This window comes from Atopomonas hussainii, assembly GCF_900109735.1.
Lineage (GTDB): Bacteria > Pseudomonadota > Gammaproteobacteria > Pseudomonadales > Pseudomonadaceae > Atopomonas > Atopomonas hussainii.
In genome coordinates, this window is the sequence record NZ_FOAS01000001.1 from 120,493 (window position 1) to 137,557 (window position 17,065).

Below are 17,065 nucleotides of genomic sequence, written 5' to 3' on the forward strand. Positions count from 1 at the left end.
CATGCACGCAGACTTTTGGCACCGCCGTTGGGCCAACAACGAAATCGGCTTTCACTTGGCCGACGTTAACCCGCTGCTCTTGGAGTACTGGCCGCAGCTTAAGCTGGCTGCCGGCAGCCGCGTGTTGGTACCACTGTGCGGCAAAACCTTGGATATCCACTGGCTGCTCGCCGCAGGCTTTCAGGTGATCGGTGCAGAACTCAACGAAAGCGCCGTACAGCAGTTATTTGCCGAGCTTAATCTTGTCGCCAACGTCGACGAAATAGGCGCATTGCGCCGCTATCACGTGGGCAAATTGCAGGTTTTTGTGGGCGATATTTTCGCCTTAGACGCTGCCACGCTGGGCCCTGTCGATGCTATTTACGACCGTGCCGCTCTGGTCGCCTTGCCAGCCGAGATGCGTAGCGACTATGCCGCACACCTTGCTGCCATCAGCCAATGCGCCCCGCAACTGCTGATCAGCTTCGACTACGCACAGGAGCAACTCGCCGGCCCGCCGTTTAGCGTGCCCGCCAGCGCTGTGCATGCTCTGTATGACGGGCATTACCACAGCCAACGACTGGCCAGCGTGGCGGTCGAGGGCGGCCTTAAAGGGCAATGCGCCGCCGATGAACAAGTCTGGCTGCTGAGCAAGCGCTAAGTACCTACACGATGAACAGTCAACGTTGGGCTAGCCGTTCACTGGTCGGCAAAACAACCCGTACTTATTTGAAATAGGGTAAAAACGGCGGTGCATCACCCCACTGCAACCCACGAAAGGACTCCCCCATGCGCCTATCTTTACTTGCCCTACCCTTTGCCCTGCTTGCACACACTGCCAACGCAACCGATAACGCCTGCATGATCGAAGGCAGCTTCAGCATGATGGGGCAAACCATTGCCATAAAAGATTGCCTGCAAGGCGCGCCGAACCAGCCCCCAGAAGCCCTACGCGGCACTTGTTCGGGCTTAGCGCAAGCGCCACTGGCGATGGGTGGGCAGGCCGGAACAGTCACCTACATGGCGCAATGCCCACAGCCCGCTCAAGGCGTGTGCAAGAATCTCGCAGGTAGCGGGCAAGACGCTTACTACTACCAACGCAGCGCCGACGACCTGAATAGCCTACCGGCCAGTTGTTCTGCCAGCGGCGGCCAGTGGCAACCCGCCGGTTAACACCGACCAGCTCACCGGTTAGCAGCGACTAAACCTTAAGTCGCAAAATCCCTATTTAACTAACCAATAGCCCGTGCCACGCTCGGGTTATTGGATAGCTTTAGGCGCCGCACCGTGGTGTCTACTTAGGAGTTTTTTGCATGCCTGCCTTCGCCACCCCGCACGCCGTGCGCAGTCCGTCGTATTACAGCGCCAGCCTTGTGGCCGAGAGCAACTACCCCGCCGTGCGTGGCGAGGTGAGCGTGGATATCGCCATCGTCGGCGCGGGCTTTACCGGCATAGCCACGGCGGTCGAGCTCGCCGAGCGCGGCTATCGCGTCGCGGTGGTGGAAGCCAACAAAGTCGGCTGGGGCGCCAGTGGGCGCAATGGCGGGCAAGTCACTGGCTCGCTGTCCGGCGATGGGGCGATGCGCAAACAAATGCGCGAAACCCTCGGCAGCGCGGTGGAAGACTTTATTTGGGACTTACGCTGGCGCGGCCACCGCATCATCAAACAGCGCGTCGAAAAATACGCTATCGCTTGCGACCTAAAGCACGGCCATTTGCATGCCGCGATGAAGCCCAGCCACATGGACGAGCTCAAAGCCAGCGTGGACGAGGCCCACGCCCACGGCATGGCCGACGAGGTGACCCTGCTGGATGCCGCCGACGTGCGCGCCAAGCTGGGTAGCGCGCTGTACTGCGGCGCCATCCACAACACCCGCAACATGCATTTGCACCCACTCAACCTGTGCTTGGGCGAGGCCCGTGCGGCGGCCAGTCACGGCGCGCTGATCTTTGAAGACTCGCCCGTGTTGGAGATAGTCCACGGCGCCAAACCGGCGCTAATCACCGACCACGGCAGCGTGCATGCCAAGCAAATCCTCTTGGCGGGCGATGTGTATCACAAGCTGGAGAAACGCAAGCTGGGCGGCATGATCTTCCCGGCGATGGGCGGCATCGTCACCACCGCGCCACTGGGCGAGCTGGCCAAGACCCTCAACCCGGAAGACTTGGCCGTCTACGACTGCCGCTTTGTGCTCGATTACTACCGCATGACCGCCGATGGCCGCCTGCTGTTTGGTGGCGGAGCTAACTATTCGGGCCGCGACTCGCGGGATATCGCCGCCGAGCTACGCCCGTGCATTGAGCGCACCTTCCCGCAGCTCAAGGGCGTGGCAATTGATTACCAGTGGAGCTGCGCGATGGGCATTGTGATGAACCGCATCCCGCAGCTGGGCAAGCTGTCGGATAACGTCTGGTACTGCCAGGGCTATTCCGGCCACGGCGTAGCCACCAGCCACATTATGGGCGAGATCATGGCCGAGGCCATGAGCGGCCAATTAGAGCGCTTCGACACCTTCGCCGCCTGTAAGCACATTAAAGTGCCGCTGGGCGAGGTGTTCGGCAACCCGATGCTGGCCGCCGGCATGTGGTACTACCAGCTGCTGGAAAAACTGCGCTAATTGCAGTGCTAGGCGCCGTTGTGCAGCTTCTGCAAACGCCGCCAGAAGCGCTCAACGGCCGGCTTGTGCACCAGCGCGCATTGATAGAGGCGAATTTCCAGCGGAACACGCCAATGCTGCTCGCCGCATTCCAGCAAGTCGCCGCTGGCCAGTTCGCGGCGCACGGTAAGGCGCGGCAGCCATGCAACGCCTAAGCCTTCCAACGCCATGCCTTTGAGGCCTTCGGCCATCGCAGTTTCGTATTGGGTGATGTAACGCAGATTGCGCTCTCGTAGCAGCAGGCCCAACGAGCGGCCGAGAAATGCGCCACTGCTGTAGGCCAACAACGGCACCGGCTCACTGCTGTGCAGGCTGAACAGCGGCTGGCCGTGTTCATCGGCGGCGCACACCGGGATCAGCTCGCTGTTGCCGAGGCTCAGTGAAGGAAACAGCTGCGGGTCGAGCTGCAAGGTGGCTTCCGGGTCGTGGTAGGCGAGCATCAAGTCGCAGCGCCCTTCCCTTAACGCCAACATGGCTTCGCCGACGTTGGTGGCCACCATACGGCTACGCAGCGGCTCGCCTTGCGCGCGCAAGCTGGCCAGCCAGCCGGGGAAGTAGCTCAGCGCCAGCGAGTGAGCCACGGCAAATTGCAGCATCTCACCTTGGCTATCGGCCAGATTATGCAACTGGCGCATAGCTTCGCCGAGTTGCTCGACCACGCTGCGAGCGGTGACCAAGAACAAGCGTCCGGCCTCGGTGAGTTCCACCGGGGTGTGGCTGCGGTCGACTAAGGTCAGACCAAGCGCCTCTTCCAAGCTGCGAATCCGCCGACTAAACGCCGGCTGAGTGACGAAGCGCTTAGCTGCTGCCTGCGAGAAGCTGCGCGTTACCGCTAAGGCAACGAAGTCTTCCAACCATTTTTGTTCGAGGTTCATGGCTTGCTCATGGCCTTATCGGGGCAATCGAGTGGTGTGTGTCGCGCCCCTGTTGGGCGCTGACGCTTATCTGTAAGTCACAGCCACATTATGCCGATACGGCATAGTGTAGCCGCCAACAGCATTAGCCAGCCAACGCCTCGCGCCCTAGCCTCTGCGCCATCTCCCTGCCGTATAAGGCCAAGGCCACCATGACCACCACCCGTATCGAAAAAGACCTGCTGGGCACTTTAGCCGTGCCTGCCGATGCCTATTACGGCATTCAAACCCTGCGCGCCGTGCATAACTTCAAGCTCAGCGGCGTGCCGCTGGCGCACTTTCCGCGCTTGGTGATTGCCTTGGCGATGGTCAAGCAGGCCGCCGCCGATGCCAACCGCCAGCTAGGGCATTTGAGCGCCACCAAGCACACGGCGATCAGCACCGCCTGCGCGCGGATTATTCAGGGCGAATTCCACGAGCAGTTTGTGGTGGACATGATTCAGGGCGGTGCGGGCACCTCGACCAACATGAACGCCAACGAGGTGATCGCCAATATCGCGCTGGAGGCCATGGGCCACGAGAAGGGCGAATACCAATACCTGCACCCCAACAACGACGTGAACATGGCGCAGTCGACCAACGACGCCTACCCCACGGCCATCCGCATCGGCCTGCTGCTCGGCCAAGACGCCCTGCTGGTCAGTCTTGACAAGCTGATTCAAGCGCTGGCAGCCAAGGGCCTAGAGTTTGCCCACATCCTCAAGATGGGCCGCACCCAGCTGCAAGACGCCGTGCCGATGACCTTAGGGCAAGAATTCCGCGCCTTTGCCACCACCTTGGGTGAAGATTTGCAGCACCTCAAATGCCTAGTGCCGACACTGTTGCACGAAGTGAACTTAGGCGGCACGGCCATTGGCACCGGCATCAATGCCGACCCGGCCTACCAAAAGCTGGCCGTCGAGCGCCTGGCGGTGATCAGCGGCCACCCGGTTAAGCCCGCCGCCGATTTGATTGAGGCCACCAGCGACATGGGCGCCTTCGTGCTGTTTTCCGGCATGCTCAAGCGCACGGCGGTGAAGCTGTCGAAGATCTGCAACGACCTGCGCTTGCTGTCCAGCGGACCGCGCACCGGGATCAACGAAATCAACCTGCCGGCGCGCCAGCCGGGCAGCTCGATCATGCCCGGCAAGGTCAACCCGGTGATCCCCGAGGCGGTCAACCAAGTGGCCTTCGAGGTGATCGGCAACGACTTGGCGCTAACCCTCGCCGCCGAGGGCGGCCAGTTGCAGCTGAATGTGATGGAGCCGCTGATCGCCTACAAGATTCTCGACTCGATTCGCCTGCTGCAGCGCGCCATGGATATGCTGCGCGAGCTGTGCATCGACGGCATCAGCGCCAACGAAGCGCATTGCCGAGCGCTGATGGAGAACTCCATCGGTCTGGTCACCGCGCTAAACCCGTACATCGGCTACGAAAACGCCACACGCATCGCCAAAACCGCACTGGACAGCGGCCGCGGCGTACTTGAACTAGTGCGCGAAGAACAGTTGCTCGACGAAGCCACGCTGGCCGACATTCTGCGCCCCGAGCACATGGTGGCACCGCGCTTATTGCCCTTGGCGCGCTAACATAACCTCTTTGCCACCCTTGGAGCGCGTCATGACCGCAGCCCAGCCCATCACCATCCTCTACACCGGCGGCACCATCGGCATGCAACCCAGCGCCGATGGTTTAGCCCCGGCAGGCGGCTTTGCCGAGCGCATTCGCGCCGCGCAGCAGGAGCAAGGCGTGGCCCTGCCCGACTGGCAACTGCACGAGCTGACCTCACTGCTGGACAGCGCCAACATGACGCCCACTCAGTGGCTCACCCTGCACGAAGCGGTGATTGATGCGGTCAACGCGGGTAGCCCCGGCGTGCTGGTGCTACACGGCACCGACACCCTCGCCTACAGCGCCGCCGCCCTGCGCCTGCTAATGCCCGATGTGCCGGTGCCGGTACTCATCACCGGAGCCATGCTGCCCGCCGGCACGCCCGACGGCGATGCATGGCCAAATCTGTTTGGCGCCCTCAATGCGCTAGAAAGCGCCAAGGCCGGTGTGCAGGTGTTTTTTAACGGCCAACTGATGCATGGCGCGCGGGTGAGCAAACGCAGCAGCACGCGCTTCGACGCCTTTGCCCCAGTGGCGCGCCCACGTGCAGCAAAAGCACTCACAGAGCTACCCGCCGCGCTCAGCTGGCAGCAGCCGCGCGACGAAGTGGCGCTGGCGCTGATCAGCCTGTACCCCGGCATCAGCGCCGAGGTGGTCAGCGCACAGCTGAATAACGTCAAAGGTGCGGTGATCGAATGCTACGGCAGCGGCACCGGCCCAGCCGACAACCAAGCCCTGCTGCAAACCTTGCACAGCGCCCATCGCCGTGGCGTGCTGCTGCTCGGCATCAGCCAATGCGTCGAAGGCGCAGTGAACTTCGGCACCTATGCCGCCGGCAGCGCACTGGCCGCCTGCGGCCTGATTAACGGCGGCGGCATGACCCGCGAAGCCGCGCTGGGCAAGCTGTTTAGCCTGCTCGGCTCACGCCTCAACCACAAAGAGTGCGCGCCGCTGGTAGCGCTGGATTGGTGTGGCGAGATGCGCGAATAAACCGCGACACTAAACCCCAGGCTTAGGCTTAGGCCACCCAGCCTGCGGCGCGGGCGATACCCACCGCGCCCACCAGCACCCAAAACGCATTGAGCAAGGTATAGGCCTTATCGGCCTTTAGCACCGCGCACCACGTCAGCAGTACAGCATCCACGGTATTAACCAGCCACACCCACAAAAACGGGCTCGCCGGGCCTAGCCAGCTGACCACCGTAAAACTGGCGATACGCATCAGCACGCCGAGCATTTCCAGCGTTTTCAGGTGTTTGAGGATAAAGGCGTTCATCAGGCATCCCAGCAGAGCGTGCCGCCGAACGGCAGCACAAAACGGCGCGGATGATTGCTGTGGCGGGGGTTAAAAGCAAGAGAGCTAGAGAGCGACTTGCTCGTAATGCAGCACCGTCGGGAACGGGTCATAAAAGTGGTGGAGCAACGCCCGCCATTCTTGGTATTGCGCCGACTGACGAAAGCCCACTTGGTGGTCGTCTAGCGTGCGCCAGCGCACCAGCAGCATGTAATGCCCTGCTTGCTCTACACAGCGTTGCAGCTCGTGGCCTAAATAACCGGGCATAGCGGCAATAATGCGCTGCGCCTGCGCAAACGCCGCCTCAAAGTCGGCGCTTTGCTCGGGTTTAACCTGCAGTTGGGCGATTTCGAGAATCATAGGCAGCCATTGTTTATTCAATCAAGTTGGTGGCAATCAACATTTGAAAGCGCGGTTAAGTTACAAAAATACTCTCCTGTAATACGCGGATCAGATAGCATTAATTGCGCACCATTAAAATCCAAGCTCTTTCCACCCCTATCACAGCGACCATTTATCAGGTCATCGCACCACAAGTAAACTTCACCGACCGCTAAAACCTCAGAAGGCGCACCATACTTCTCAACCAGAGCTGCAAGATAATCTCTATTAAGTTTTTCCGCTTTATATTGGACAAAAGCCACAACCAGCCGAGGCTTCGGGGTGTTCAAGTCTGTAAACTCAAGCCCGACGAAAACTGTTTCTTCTTGGCTTGAATATTCTACCGCCTTAATCACAGAGAGACCCGTCAATAAATCATCTGTAGCCGGAGCAAAGGCCAGCTCACCCCTTGAAATCTTAAAATGCTCCTGCAAAGCAAGCACCGTTTGCTCAAACTCAAAGCCTAGACCAACGCCCGCCAACCTAAATTCAGCAGCTTTAAGATGCGACACTTGCGCAAAAAGAATTAAAAGCAGAAAAACTCCCTTTAAAAGTTTAGCCCTATAAACTGCAATAGTTAGTTTCCGCCTAGTCAACAGCAGCCCCCCGCGCCCGCCGCCGTTTGCTGGTCATAGGGAATCCCGCCGCCGCAGCCTTCAAACAAACCGTAATGGCGGCTGAAATCACCGATAAAGGTGAAGTGCGGAGCAAAACGCGTGGCGTGGAGCATGTGCCAGGTGTTGCCGCATACGGGGAAGACTTTGCCGGTTTCGATAAAGTGGTGTTTATCCAGCGTGAAGGCGTGCTCGCTGCCGGGAATGCTGCCGTGGTAGATCACGGCTTGGCCGTAGTCTTCGCAGGCGGGCTCTAGGCCTTTGAGCTTGAACAAGCGGTAGGTGGCGGAATAAAAGCGGATATTACCCAGCTTGGCGGCCAAGGCGGGGTCGGTGACTTCGATGGGGCGGTCTTCCACCAAGCGCGGGTCACTAAAGCCGTGTTGTTTGGCGAGGTTTTCGAAGTCGTTCCAGTACAGCGCGCCGCCTAGGCATTCGCCATACAGCACGGGGTCGTCACGCACCTCGGCAGGCACGCGGCGGTCGGCGTAGACGTCGCTGAAATACAGCTCGCCACCGGGCTTAAGCAGGCGGTAGGCCTCGCGCAGCACGGCGTCTTTATCCGGCGAGAGGTTGATCACGCAGTTCGAGACGATCACATCGAAGCTGTTGTCGGCCAAACCCAGCGCGTCGAGCTTTTCGATATAGCCTTCGCGGAACTCAACATTGGCAAAGCCAAAACGCTCGGCATGCCAGCCTTGGTGCTCACGCGCGACGGCCAGCTGTTCGGTAGTCATATCCACGCCCAACACCTTGCCCTGCGCACCGACCATTTGCGCCAGCACATAGCAGTCGCGGCCTGAGCCGGAGCCCAAGTCGAGAATCGATAAGCCATCCAGCAGCTGCGGCGCCACTAGGCCGCAGCCGTAGTAACGCGCCATCACCTCATCATGCACATTGGCCAGCAGCGGCTTGAGCCAGTTGGGCATGCTGGAGGCATCGCAACAGGCGCTGGTTTTTAAGTCACTGCTGCTTTGCAGGGTTTTGCCGTAATAGTCCTGAACGCTTTCGTGCATGCTGGCTCCTAACGCTGAATAAACGGATAAGGCAATGACGCGCAGCGCGCCACGGTGTTACACAGCCGCTGGCGCGGATGCTTGCTTGAGATACCACACGCCCACGGCCAAAGCGCCCAATTCCAAGGCGGCGGCCAGCAGGGTGAACCAATGCTGGTAGCCATCCACCAACAGGCTAAGCACGCGCCCGCCGGCAAGGCCTGCCATAAACACCGCCAGCAGCCATAAGCCGCTTTGGTAGTGCGCAGGCTTTAGGCTAGCGGCAATCAACAAGCCACCGATACCCAGATAAAGCCCCATGATGGCGCGAAAGATCTGCAGTGTATCGGGCGCCACCGTCAGCCCCATCCACTGCGCCAAGACCAGATCAGGCTGCAGCCCATAGGCCAAGCCAACACAGCCAATCAAGACGCCGGTGAGCTTTAAGAACAGTGCAACGTGGGGCATAAGGTTCTTCCGTGATTGTTGGATAGATGGGCGCTAAAACTTGTCGGCGCGAAACACTTCCACCGTCGACAGGTAACAGACCATGGCGAAGTTGGCGTAGAAGTTTTCGTGCAGGTAGTCGGCGATGGTTTGCGCCAGCTCGCGGTTGCAGATGATCTCAAGGCGGATATTGCCTTCGGTGTCCCAACCGGCGCTGCGCACGCCACGACCACCACGACCACGGGCGTCGGAGATGGTCCAGCCCGGCGCGCCGAGTTTTTCTAGCGCTTGTTCGAGTTTGTGTTCCAACACGGCTTCGCAGATCACCGTGAGCAGGGTGCGTTGATGGGTTTGCATCACGTGCCTCACAGGTTGGCGGCCAGCCACTGGGCCAGCTGCAGATAAAGGGGAATACCGATCACGATGTTAAACGGAAAGGTGATGCCCAACGAAGCGGTGAGCGACAGCGACGGATTGGCCTCCGGCACGGCCATACGCATGGCGGCCGGCACCGCGATGTAAGACGCCGAAGCGGCCAAGGTAGCGAGCATCGCCACGCCGCCGACCGACATATTTAACGCCAAACCCAGCAAGGCACCGACCACGCTAGATACCAGCGGCATGACCGTGGCGAACACCACCAACGGCACGCCATAGCGCTTGAGCGAGCCGAGCTGGCTGGCGGCGATTAAGCCCATTTCCAGCAGGAACAAGCCCAGCAGTGGTTTAAACAGGGTGAAGAACAGAGGCTCTAGCGGTTTGACCCCGGTCGGCCCAGCAATCCAGCCGATCAGCAGGCCGCCGATCAACAGCACGATACTTTTACCGAGAAACAACTCGTGGCCGAGGGCCTTCCAGTCGGTATCGCGGCTGATGCCTTTGGCGAGCACGATGCCGACCAAAATCGCCGGCACTTCGAGCACCACCACAAACAGTGGCAGGTACTCTTCAAAGCTCACTCCTTGCGCGGCCAAAAACGCCACGGCCACGGCAAAAGTACCCACACTCACCGAGCCATAGTGCGCCACTAAGCTGGCTGCATCGGCACGGGCAAAGCCAAACACACGCAGTAACGGGAAGGCCAAAATCGGCAAGATCACGCCCATCGCCAACACCGCGAGGCTTTGCCCCAGCAGCGCCCAGCTGGCTTGCTTGGCCAGCTCTACCCCGCCTTTTAGGCCGATGGCCAGCAGCAGGAGGATGGACAGGGTTTCATACAGCGAAGCCGGTAGTTTTAACTCCGACTTCATTAAGCTGGCAGCAAAGCCAAGCAGGAAGAACAGCACCACAGGGTCGGACAGGCCCATCGCAGTATTACCTCAAACAGCCATTACAAAATGGGCGCCTTGCGGCGCCCATCGTCAGCACGTACTTTTTTACGCTTCGATCTCAATCAAGACTTCACCCGGATTCACCCGGTCACCTTTGGCCACATGCACGGCGGTGACTTTGCCGGCGATCGGCGCTTGCACCTCGGTTTCCATCTTCATCGCTTCGGTGACCAATACAGCTTGGCCAACCTTCACGCTGTCGCCTTCTTTAACCAGCACATCGACGATGTTGCCCGGCATAGTGGTGGCCACGTGGCCCGGGCCGCTGGCTTGCTTACGCTTGCCGGGGCCGCCGGCGATAAAGCTATTCAGCGGCTCGAACACCACTTCTTCCGGCATGCCGTCGAGGCTTAGGTAGAAGTGGCGCTTGCCGTCGCCCTTCACGCTCACGCCGGTGATGTCCACGCGGTAGCTTTCGCCGTGTACGTCGATGACGAACTCGGTCGGTGTGCCTTCGCTGCTCGGTGCAGCGGCGCCGGCCACAGGCTCGGGCAGTAATTCTTCGGGCTTTAAGGTGCCGGCAGCGCGCTCTTCGAGGAACTTGCGGCCAATGTCGGGGAACATGGCGAAGGTCAGCACGTCTTCTTCAGTTTTTGCCAGCGTGCCGATTTCTTCGCGCAGCTTGCTCATTTCTGGTTTGAGCAAATCGGCGGGGCGCACGTCGATCACGTCCTCGCTGCCGATGGCTTGCTTGCGCAGCGCCTCATTCACCTTGCCCGGCGCCTTGCCGTAGCGGCCTTGCAGGTACAGCTTCACCTCGTTGGTGATGGTCTTGTAGCGCTCGCCGGCCAGCACGTTGAACACTGCTTGAGTGCCGACGATTTGCGAGGTGGGCGTCACCAAGGGCGGGAAGCCTAGGTCTTCACGCACCCGCGGGATTTCCTCAAACACTTCGTTGATGCGGCCCAGCGCGCCTTGCTCTTTAAGCTGGTTGGCGAGGTTACTCATCATGCCGCCGGGCACTTGGTTGATCTGCACGCGGGTATCCACGGCAGTGAACTCGCTCTCGAACTGGTGGTACTTCTTGCGCACCGCGTGGAAGTACATGCCGATCTCTTGGATGGCTTCTAAGTCCAGCCCGGTGTCATACGGCGTGCCACGCAGCGCGGCGACCATAGACTCAGTACCGGCATGGCTGGTGCCCCAGGCGAAGCTAGAAATCGCCGTGTCGATATTGTCCGCACCGGCTTCGATGGCTTTCAGCTGGCACATGCTGCCGAGGCCTGCGGTGTCGTGGCTGTGGATAAACAGCGGCAGATCGACGGCATCTTTCAGCGCCTTGACCAAGTCGAAGGTGGCAAACGGGGTGAGTAGACCGGCCATGTCTTTGATGGCGATGGAGTCGACGCCCATGGCCTGCATGGCCTTGGCTTGCTCAACAAACGCATCAATGGTGTGCACTGGGCTGGTGGTGTAGCACAGGGTGCCTTGCGCGTGCTTACCGGCGGCCTTAACCGCTTGGATGGCCACTTGCAGGTTGCGCACGTCGTTCATGGCATCGAACACGCGGAACACATCGATGCCGTTGGCGGCGGCTTTGGCGACGAAGGCTTTGACCACGTCGTCGCTGTAGTGGCGGTAACCGAGCAAGTTCTGGCCACGTAACAGCATTTGCAGACGGGTGTTGGGCAGCGCGGCGCGCAGTTTGCGCAGACGCTCCCACGGGTCTTCTTTTAAGAAGCGTACGCAGGCGTCGAAAGTCGCGCCGCCCCACACTTCCAGCGACCAGTAGCCGACTTTATCCAGCTTGTCGCAGATCGGCAGCATGTCGTCTAAACGCATGCGGGTGGCAATCAGCGATTGGTGGGCGTCGCGCAGAATCGTGTCAGTTACGTTGATTTTTTTCATTGTTCAGTCTCCTCGCCGCAGGCTGGGCCTCACGGCTGCATCCTTTAGGCGGCGTTACAGGCCTGCGTGCGCGGCAATCGCGGTGGCAATGGCGATGGCTAAATGCGACGGGTTTTGTTTAATCGAGTACTCAAGCAGCTCGGGGTGGGCTTCCACAAAGCTGGTGTTGAATACGCCACTACGGAACTCGTCATTGCGCAGGATTTCTTGGTAATACGGCGCGGTGGTTTTCACCCCTTGCACACGCATGTCGTCCAGCGCGCGCAGGCCGCGCTCCAGCGCTTCTTCCCAAGTGAGCGCCCAGACGATCAGCTTTAGGCACATCGAGTCGTAATACGGCGGGATGGTGTAGCCGGTGTAGATCGCCGTGTCGGTACGCACGCCGGGGCCGCCGGGGGCGTAGTAACGGGTGATCTTGCCAAAGCTGGGCAGGAAGTTGTTTTTCGGGTCTTCGGCGTTGATGCGGAACTGAATCGCATAGCCACGAAAGCTCACGTCTTCTTGCTTAAACGACAGCGGCAAACCGGCGGCGATGCGGATTTGCTCGCGCACGATGTCGATGCCGGTGATCTGCTCGGTGATGGTGTGCTCCACCTGCACGCGGGTGTTCATCTCCATGAAGTACACCTCGCCCTCGGCGAGCAGAAACTCCACGGTACCGGCGTTTTCATAACCCACCGCCTGCGCGGCCTTCACCGCTTGCTCGCCGATGTAGGCGCGCTGCTCGGGGGTGAGCTGCGGGCTGGGGGCGATTTCGATCAGCTTTTGGTTACGGCGCTGAATCGAGCAATCACGCTCGAACAGGTGCACCACATTGCCATGGCTGTCGGCGAGGATCTGCGCTTCGATGTGCTTGGGGTTAACGATGCACTTCTCGAGGAACACCTCGGCGCTACCGAAGGCTTTGGTGGCCTCGGAGATCACCCGTGGGTAAGCCTGCTCTAATTCTTCGCGGCTGTTACAACGGCGAATACCGCGACCACCGCCACCGCTGGTGGCTTTGAGCATGACCGGATAACCAATGCGATCGGCTTCGCTTAGGGCTTCAGCCAAATCGGCCACGTTGCCTTCGGTGCCGGGCGTCACCGGCACACCAGCGGCAATCATGCTGCGGCGCGCTTCGGTTTTGTCACCCATGCGGCGAATCACCTCGGCTGAGGGGCCGATAAACTTCACCCCACGCTCGGCGCAGATCTCCGCCAGCTCGGCATTCTCGGAGAGAAAACCGTAACCGGGGTGCAGCGCATCGCAGCCGGTCTCGACCGCTAAGCTGACGATTTTGCGCGGGTCGAGATAGCCGGACAGCGGGTCTTCGCTGACGTTGTACGCCTCATCGGCACGCTTCACGTGCAGCGATTGGCGGTCCGCGTCGGAATAAATAGCCACCGAGCGAATGCCCATCTCGGCGCAAGCGCGCACGATGCGGACGGCAATCTCGCCACGGTTGGCAATCAAAATCTTCTTGATCACTGGTTTCTCCCTCAGCTCGGGCCTAGGCCCTGCGGTCGCACACGAACAACCGTGCGGTTTGCCTACCTTATGCAGCCAGCGCGATTAAAGAAAATTAATGTTTCTTTGCTTAGCCATAAGCAATTACTTATGGTGGCACTGAACTAATGAGCGAACAACCCAAAACCAAGGCGCCCGGAGCGCAGAAACCGAGCCATACCACTGGGTAGGCGAGGTTACGAGCACCGCGTAACGCAGGGTTTGGGCTGTGCAGCCGTTAGGTCAGTGCCACTTGCCACGCACGGCATCGTTGAGAGGTATAGCTCATGCGCAAAGAACTCACCCGTATCACCTTCCGCCAGCTGGAAGTTTTTCGCGCTGTGTGTGAACACCTGTCGTACAGCCGCGCCGCCGAGGCCATGGCGCTCACCCAACCCGCCGTGAGTTTGCAGATCAAACAGCTGGAGGAGTTACTCGGCCAACCGCTGTTTGATTACGTGGGCAAAAAGCTGCATTTAACCCCCGCCGCCGAGGCGCTACTGGCTACCTGCGAGCAGTTACTCAGCCAGCTACAGGCGCTGGATATGCGCCTTTCCACCCTGCAAGGCGCTTTGCAGGGCACGCTGCAGTTGGCGGCGGAGTCCAGCGCTAAGTACCTCACGCCGCATTTATTCGCCGCATTTCGCGCCCAGCACCCGAAGGTGAGCCTGAGCCTGACCGTCACCAACCGCGCCCAGCTGATCCGCCGTCTTGGCGACAACCGCGACGACCTGACGCTGATGAGCCAGCCGCCGCAAGACATGGCGCTGGAGTTCTTCCCGCTGCTGGATAACCCCATTGTGGCCGTGGCACCGGCTGGCCATCCGCTGAGCCATGCCGCGCAGCTACCGCTGTCGGCGCTAGAAAACTACCCGCTGCTTAGCCGCGAGCCGGGCTCGGGCACCCGCAAGGCAGTGGAAGAATTTCTCCAGCAGCAGCGCGTGCACTTTAAGCAAGGCATGGAATTGATGAGCCTAGAGGCGCAGCGCGAAGGTGTTTTAGCCGGCCTTGGCCTCGCCCTTTTGCCGCGCCATGCAGTGCGTGGCGAATTAGGTAGTGGCCAATTGCTCGAACTACCTGTGGAGGGCCTGCCGTTTAAACGCAGCTGGTGCTTGCTCTATCCACGGCAAAAACGCCTATCGCCGGTGGCCGAGGCGTTCTACCGCTTCTGCCAGCAAGAACGGCTAAACCTGCAACGCCAGCTCGCCTAAAGCCACTAGTGCCTGCTAGTGCCGGGCTCATCCCAATAAAAGTCGTAGCTTTCGCGCGCTAGCTGCTGTTCTTCGCTGTAGCGCTCGATGGCACGGCGAAACGCCATGCGCCGCTTGTCGGCAAGTTTGCGGCGGGTTTTCGCATCGAACTGTTGCAGGTCGATGCCTTCAGCCAGAGTCGGTTCAAGATGCAGGTGCATAGCGACAGCCTCTCACGGTGGTGGTCCGTGGAGCCTGCCAAGTCAGCATGACAACCGCGCGGCAAGCCGATGAAGCTGTGATGACGTGGCGATGACGGGGCTTAGTCGTCCTGATGTTTCAGCGATTTTTGCGACAAACGCAGCGAGCGCAGGCTGCGTTTAACACTCTTTAGGTGATTGACCAGCTCGGGGCCGCGAGTCATCGCCACGCCCATGGCCAGCACGTCGATCACCACTAAATGGGCAATTCGCGAGGTCAGCGGGGTGTAAATATCGGTGTCCTCGTGCACGTTAATCGCCAAGTTGATATGCGCCATATCGCCGAGCGGCGTTAGCGCCGGGCACAAGGTGATCAAGGTAGCGCCGCTCTCGCGCACCACATTGGCGGTGGTGAGCAAATCCTTCGAGCGGCCCGACTGCGAGATGCAAATCGCCACGTCTTGCGGCTGCAAGGTCACTGCACTCATCGCCTGCATGTGCGGGTCGGAATACGCCACGCTGGTCAGCAACAGGCGGAAGAACTTGTGCTGCGCATCGATGGCCACCGCGCCCGAGGCACCAAAACCGTAGAACTCCACACGCTTAGCTTGAGCGATGGCGGCAATGGCTTGCTCCAATGCCACCGGGTCGAGCTGCTCGCGCACTTCCATCAAGGTCGATAGCGTGGTGTCGAAGATTTTGCGCGATAAATCCAGCGCCGAGTCCTGCTCGTTGATCGCAAACTGACCAAAGCTCGCCCCCGAGGCCAAGCTCTGCGCCAGCTTGAGTTTTAAATCCTGAAACCCGGCGCAACCAATGGCGCGGCAAAAACGCACGATGGTTGGCTCGCTAACGCCCACTTTATCGGCCACCTCGGCCATGGAGCTATGCACCACCTGCGCGGCCTCGGCCAACACATACTCCGCCACTTTCAGCTCGGATTTACGCAGCTCGGCACGGCTCTGATCGATATGGTGCAGCAGGTTGGGCGTCATGCAGAAAACTCGGCGGTCATTTTGTAGTTGAGCGCGTAGTTATACTACAAAACACCGCACCTGCGACCAGCACGAATGCGCAGAAGGCTTGCCGGTAAGCGACACCGGCCACAAACCACGCAGGCTTTATGCCTCTGGCAGCTCGATACGGTCGGGATGAATCACCAGCGCGCCCTGCTTATATAAGGCGCCAATGGCTTTTTTGAAGCTGCCTTTACTGACCTTAAACCACTGCTCGATTTCGTGCGGGCTGCTCTTGTCGCTGAGCATCAGCACGCCGCCGTTTTCTTTTAGCGCGGCAATGATTTGCTCTTGCAGCGATTCCGCACCGGCACGCCCCGGCTGCTGTAGGGTGAGGCTGATTTTGCCGTCTGGGCGTATTTCGCGGATAAACGCCTGCTCACGCATGCCCCGGCGCACGAACTTGAACAGCTCGTTTTTATGCAGCAAACCCCAGTGCTGATTGTTGATGATGGCTTTAAAGCCCAAGTCGGTGGCCTCGGCAATCAGCACATCCACCGCTTGGCCGGGCGTGTAGTGCGCGGCACTCTTATCCAAAAAGCGGTCAACCTTAGCGCTGGCCGTGGGGCGCCCGCTGTGGCGGTCGAGGTACACATGCACCACGCAGTAGTCGCCGGTCTTAAGCGGGCGCTTTTCTTCCGAGTAAGGCAGCAGCAGGTCTTTGCTTAAACCCCAGTCGAGAAACAGGCCAATCTTGTTGATCTCGACCACTTTCAGGCTGGCAAACTCGCCGACCTGCACCTTGGCGCGCTCGGTGGTGGCAATCGGGCGGTCTTCGCTGTCGAGGTAGACGAACACCTCGAGCGCATCGCCCACTTCTGGCTCCGGTTCGCGCGGTAAATAACGCTTGGGCAGCAGAATCTCATTGCCTTGGCCGTCACTTAAATAAGCGCCGATATCCGCAAAGCGGGCGATGGTTAAGCGGTTGTAGCGACCAACGTCGGCCATGGTTGTACTCCTTATAGGCAAACCACATTGTAGGCCGCAGCCCCTAGCGGTTTGAAGGCGCGCGTTATAACTAGGGTGAAAAGCTAATCGCCAATCCGTCTAAGTACTCTGGGCAAGCTGCGCCGTGACTGACCACACTCATCAGACCGGGACTGATTCCGCGGCAGGGAAGC

General features: G+C 59.8%; 19 protein-coding genes. 6 read left to right on the forward strand and 13 right to left on the reverse strand.

Features of this window, described 5'->3' with window-relative positions; genetic code table 11:
- Window position 1 precedes the first annotated feature (1 nt).
- From tmpT to BMX80_RS00610, 3 genes are all read left to right on the forward strand, one after another.
- Window positions 2-640 carry a thiopurine S-methyltransferase gene (tmpT, locus tag BMX80_RS00600; RefSeq protein WP_074864070.1) on the forward strand — a complete coding sequence of 213 codons (639 nt, stop codon included), beginning with the start codon at window positions 2-4 and terminating at the stop codon, window positions 638-640.
- Window positions 641-768: 128 nt separating this feature from the next.
- Window positions 769-1,152, forward strand: coding sequence for a hypothetical protein (locus BMX80_RS00605; protein WP_074864073.1), 384 nt, complete (start codon window positions 769-771; stop codon window positions 1,150-1,152).
- Window positions 1,153-1,292: 140 nt separating this feature from the next.
- Entirely contained in the window at window positions 1,293-2,597 is a 1,305-nt protein-coding gene (locus BMX80_RS00610) for an NAD(P)/FAD-dependent oxidoreductase (protein ID WP_074864075.1), read from the forward strand.
- 8 nt (window positions 2,598-2,605) lie between these two features.
- Here BMX80_RS00610 and BMX80_RS00615 read toward each other — a convergent pair whose 3' ends face one another.
- Window positions 2,606-3,511, reverse strand: a complete 906-nt coding sequence (locus BMX80_RS00615; RefSeq protein ID WP_074864077.1) for a LysR substrate-binding domain-containing protein — start codon at window positions 3,509-3,511, stop codon at window positions 2,606-2,608.
- A gap of 191 nt (window positions 3,512-3,702) precedes the next feature.
- On the opposite strand from BMX80_RS00615, the gene BMX80_RS00620 reads away from it, so the two are divergent.
- Both BMX80_RS00620 and BMX80_RS00625 read left to right on the forward strand, forming a co-directional pair.
- Complete coding sequence (locus BMX80_RS00620; RefSeq protein ID WP_074864078.1) at window positions 3,703-5,118, forward strand: aspartate ammonia-lyase; 1,416 nt, start codon at window positions 3,703-3,705, stop codon at window positions 5,116-5,118.
- Between the two features lie 31 nt (window positions 5,119-5,149).
- The gene (locus BMX80_RS00625; RefSeq protein ID WP_074864080.1) at window positions 5,150-6,130 is read left to right on the forward strand and encodes an asparaginase; all 981 of its coding nucleotides are present in this window, start codon (window positions 5,150-5,152) and stop codon (window positions 6,128-6,130) included.
- A gap of 28 nt (window positions 6,131-6,158) precedes the next feature.
- Here BMX80_RS00625 and BMX80_RS00630 read toward each other — a convergent pair whose 3' ends face one another.
- From BMX80_RS00630 to BMX80_RS00670, 9 genes are all read right to left on the reverse strand, one after another.
- Window positions 6,159-6,416 (reverse strand): hypothetical protein, encoded by a 258-nt coding sequence (locus BMX80_RS00630; protein WP_217641961.1) that lies wholly within the window; start codon window positions 6,414-6,416, stop codon window positions 6,159-6,161.
- An 84-nt stretch (window positions 6,417-6,500) separates the two neighbouring features.
- Window positions 6,501-6,794 carry an antibiotic biosynthesis monooxygenase family protein gene (locus tag BMX80_RS00635; RefSeq protein ID WP_071871633.1) on the reverse strand — a complete coding sequence of 98 codons (294 nt, stop codon included), beginning with the start codon at window positions 6,792-6,794 and terminating at the stop codon, window positions 6,501-6,503.
- A 17-nt stretch (window positions 6,795-6,811) separates the two neighbouring features.
- Window positions 6,812-7,411, reverse strand: a complete 600-nt coding sequence (locus BMX80_RS00640; protein WP_074864082.1) for a hypothetical protein — start codon at window positions 7,409-7,411, stop codon at window positions 6,812-6,814.
- On the reverse strand, window positions 7,408-8,445 hold the full coding sequence (locus BMX80_RS00645; protein ID WP_074864085.1) for a methyltransferase domain-containing protein: 1,038 nt from the start codon (window positions 8,443-8,445) through the stop codon (window positions 7,408-7,410). Before BMX80_RS00645 ends, BMX80_RS00640 begins: the two co-directional genes overlap by 4 nt.
- A 57-nt stretch (window positions 8,446-8,502) precedes the next feature.
- Window positions 8,503-8,892: a DUF4345 family protein gene (locus tag BMX80_RS00650; RefSeq protein ID WP_074864087.1), complete on the reverse strand. Its 390-nt coding sequence runs from the start codon at window positions 8,890-8,892 to the stop codon at window positions 8,503-8,505.
- Window positions 8,893-8,925: 33 nt separating this feature from the next.
- Window positions 8,926-9,228, reverse strand: coding sequence for a P-II family nitrogen regulator (locus tag BMX80_RS00655; protein ID WP_074864088.1), 303 nt, complete (start codon window positions 9,226-9,228; stop codon window positions 8,926-8,928).
- Window positions 9,229-9,236: 8 nt separating this feature from the next.
- Window positions 9,237-10,178, reverse strand: coding sequence for a sodium-dependent bicarbonate transport family permease (locus BMX80_RS00660; RefSeq protein WP_074864090.1), 942 nt, complete (start codon window positions 10,176-10,178; stop codon window positions 9,237-9,239).
- Window positions 10,179-10,247: 69 nt separating this feature from the next.
- Window positions 10,248-12,050: a sodium-extruding oxaloacetate decarboxylase subunit alpha gene (oadA, locus tag BMX80_RS00665; protein WP_074864092.1), complete on the reverse strand. Its 1,803-nt coding sequence runs from the start codon at window positions 12,048-12,050 to the stop codon at window positions 10,248-10,250.
- 54 nt (window positions 12,051-12,104) lie between these two features.
- Window positions 12,105-13,520 carry an acetyl-CoA carboxylase biotin carboxylase subunit gene (locus BMX80_RS00670; protein WP_074864094.1) on the reverse strand — a complete coding sequence of 472 codons (1,416 nt, stop codon included), beginning with the start codon at window positions 13,518-13,520 and terminating at the stop codon, window positions 12,105-12,107.
- Window positions 13,521-13,825: 305 nt separating this feature from the next.
- Here BMX80_RS00670 and BMX80_RS00675 point away from each other — a divergent pair, with 305 nt between their 5' ends.
- Window positions 13,826-14,749: a LysR family transcriptional regulator gene (locus tag BMX80_RS00675; protein WP_074864096.1), complete on the forward strand. Its 924-nt coding sequence runs from the start codon at window positions 13,826-13,828 to the stop codon at window positions 14,747-14,749.
- 5 nt (window positions 14,750-14,754) lie between these two features.
- Here the strand turns inward: BMX80_RS00675 and BMX80_RS00680 are convergent, their stop codons facing one another.
- From BMX80_RS00680 to BMX80_RS00690, 3 genes are all read right to left on the reverse strand, one after another.
- Entirely contained in the window at window positions 14,755-14,949 is a 195-nt protein-coding gene (locus tag BMX80_RS00680) for a PA3496 family putative envelope integrity protein (RefSeq protein ID WP_071871625.1), read from the reverse strand.
- A 101-nt stretch (window positions 14,950-15,050) separates the two neighbouring features.
- Window positions 15,051-15,923, reverse strand: coding sequence for a transcriptional regulator HexR (gene hexR, locus BMX80_RS00685; protein WP_074864098.1), 873 nt, complete (start codon window positions 15,921-15,923; stop codon window positions 15,051-15,053).
- A gap of 126 nt (window positions 15,924-16,049) precedes the next feature.
- Window positions 16,050-16,892 carry a CvfB family protein gene (locus tag BMX80_RS00690; protein WP_074864100.1) on the reverse strand — a complete coding sequence of 281 codons (843 nt, stop codon included), beginning with the start codon at window positions 16,890-16,892 and terminating at the stop codon, window positions 16,050-16,052.
- Between the last annotated feature and the right edge of the window lie 173 nt (window positions 16,893-17,065).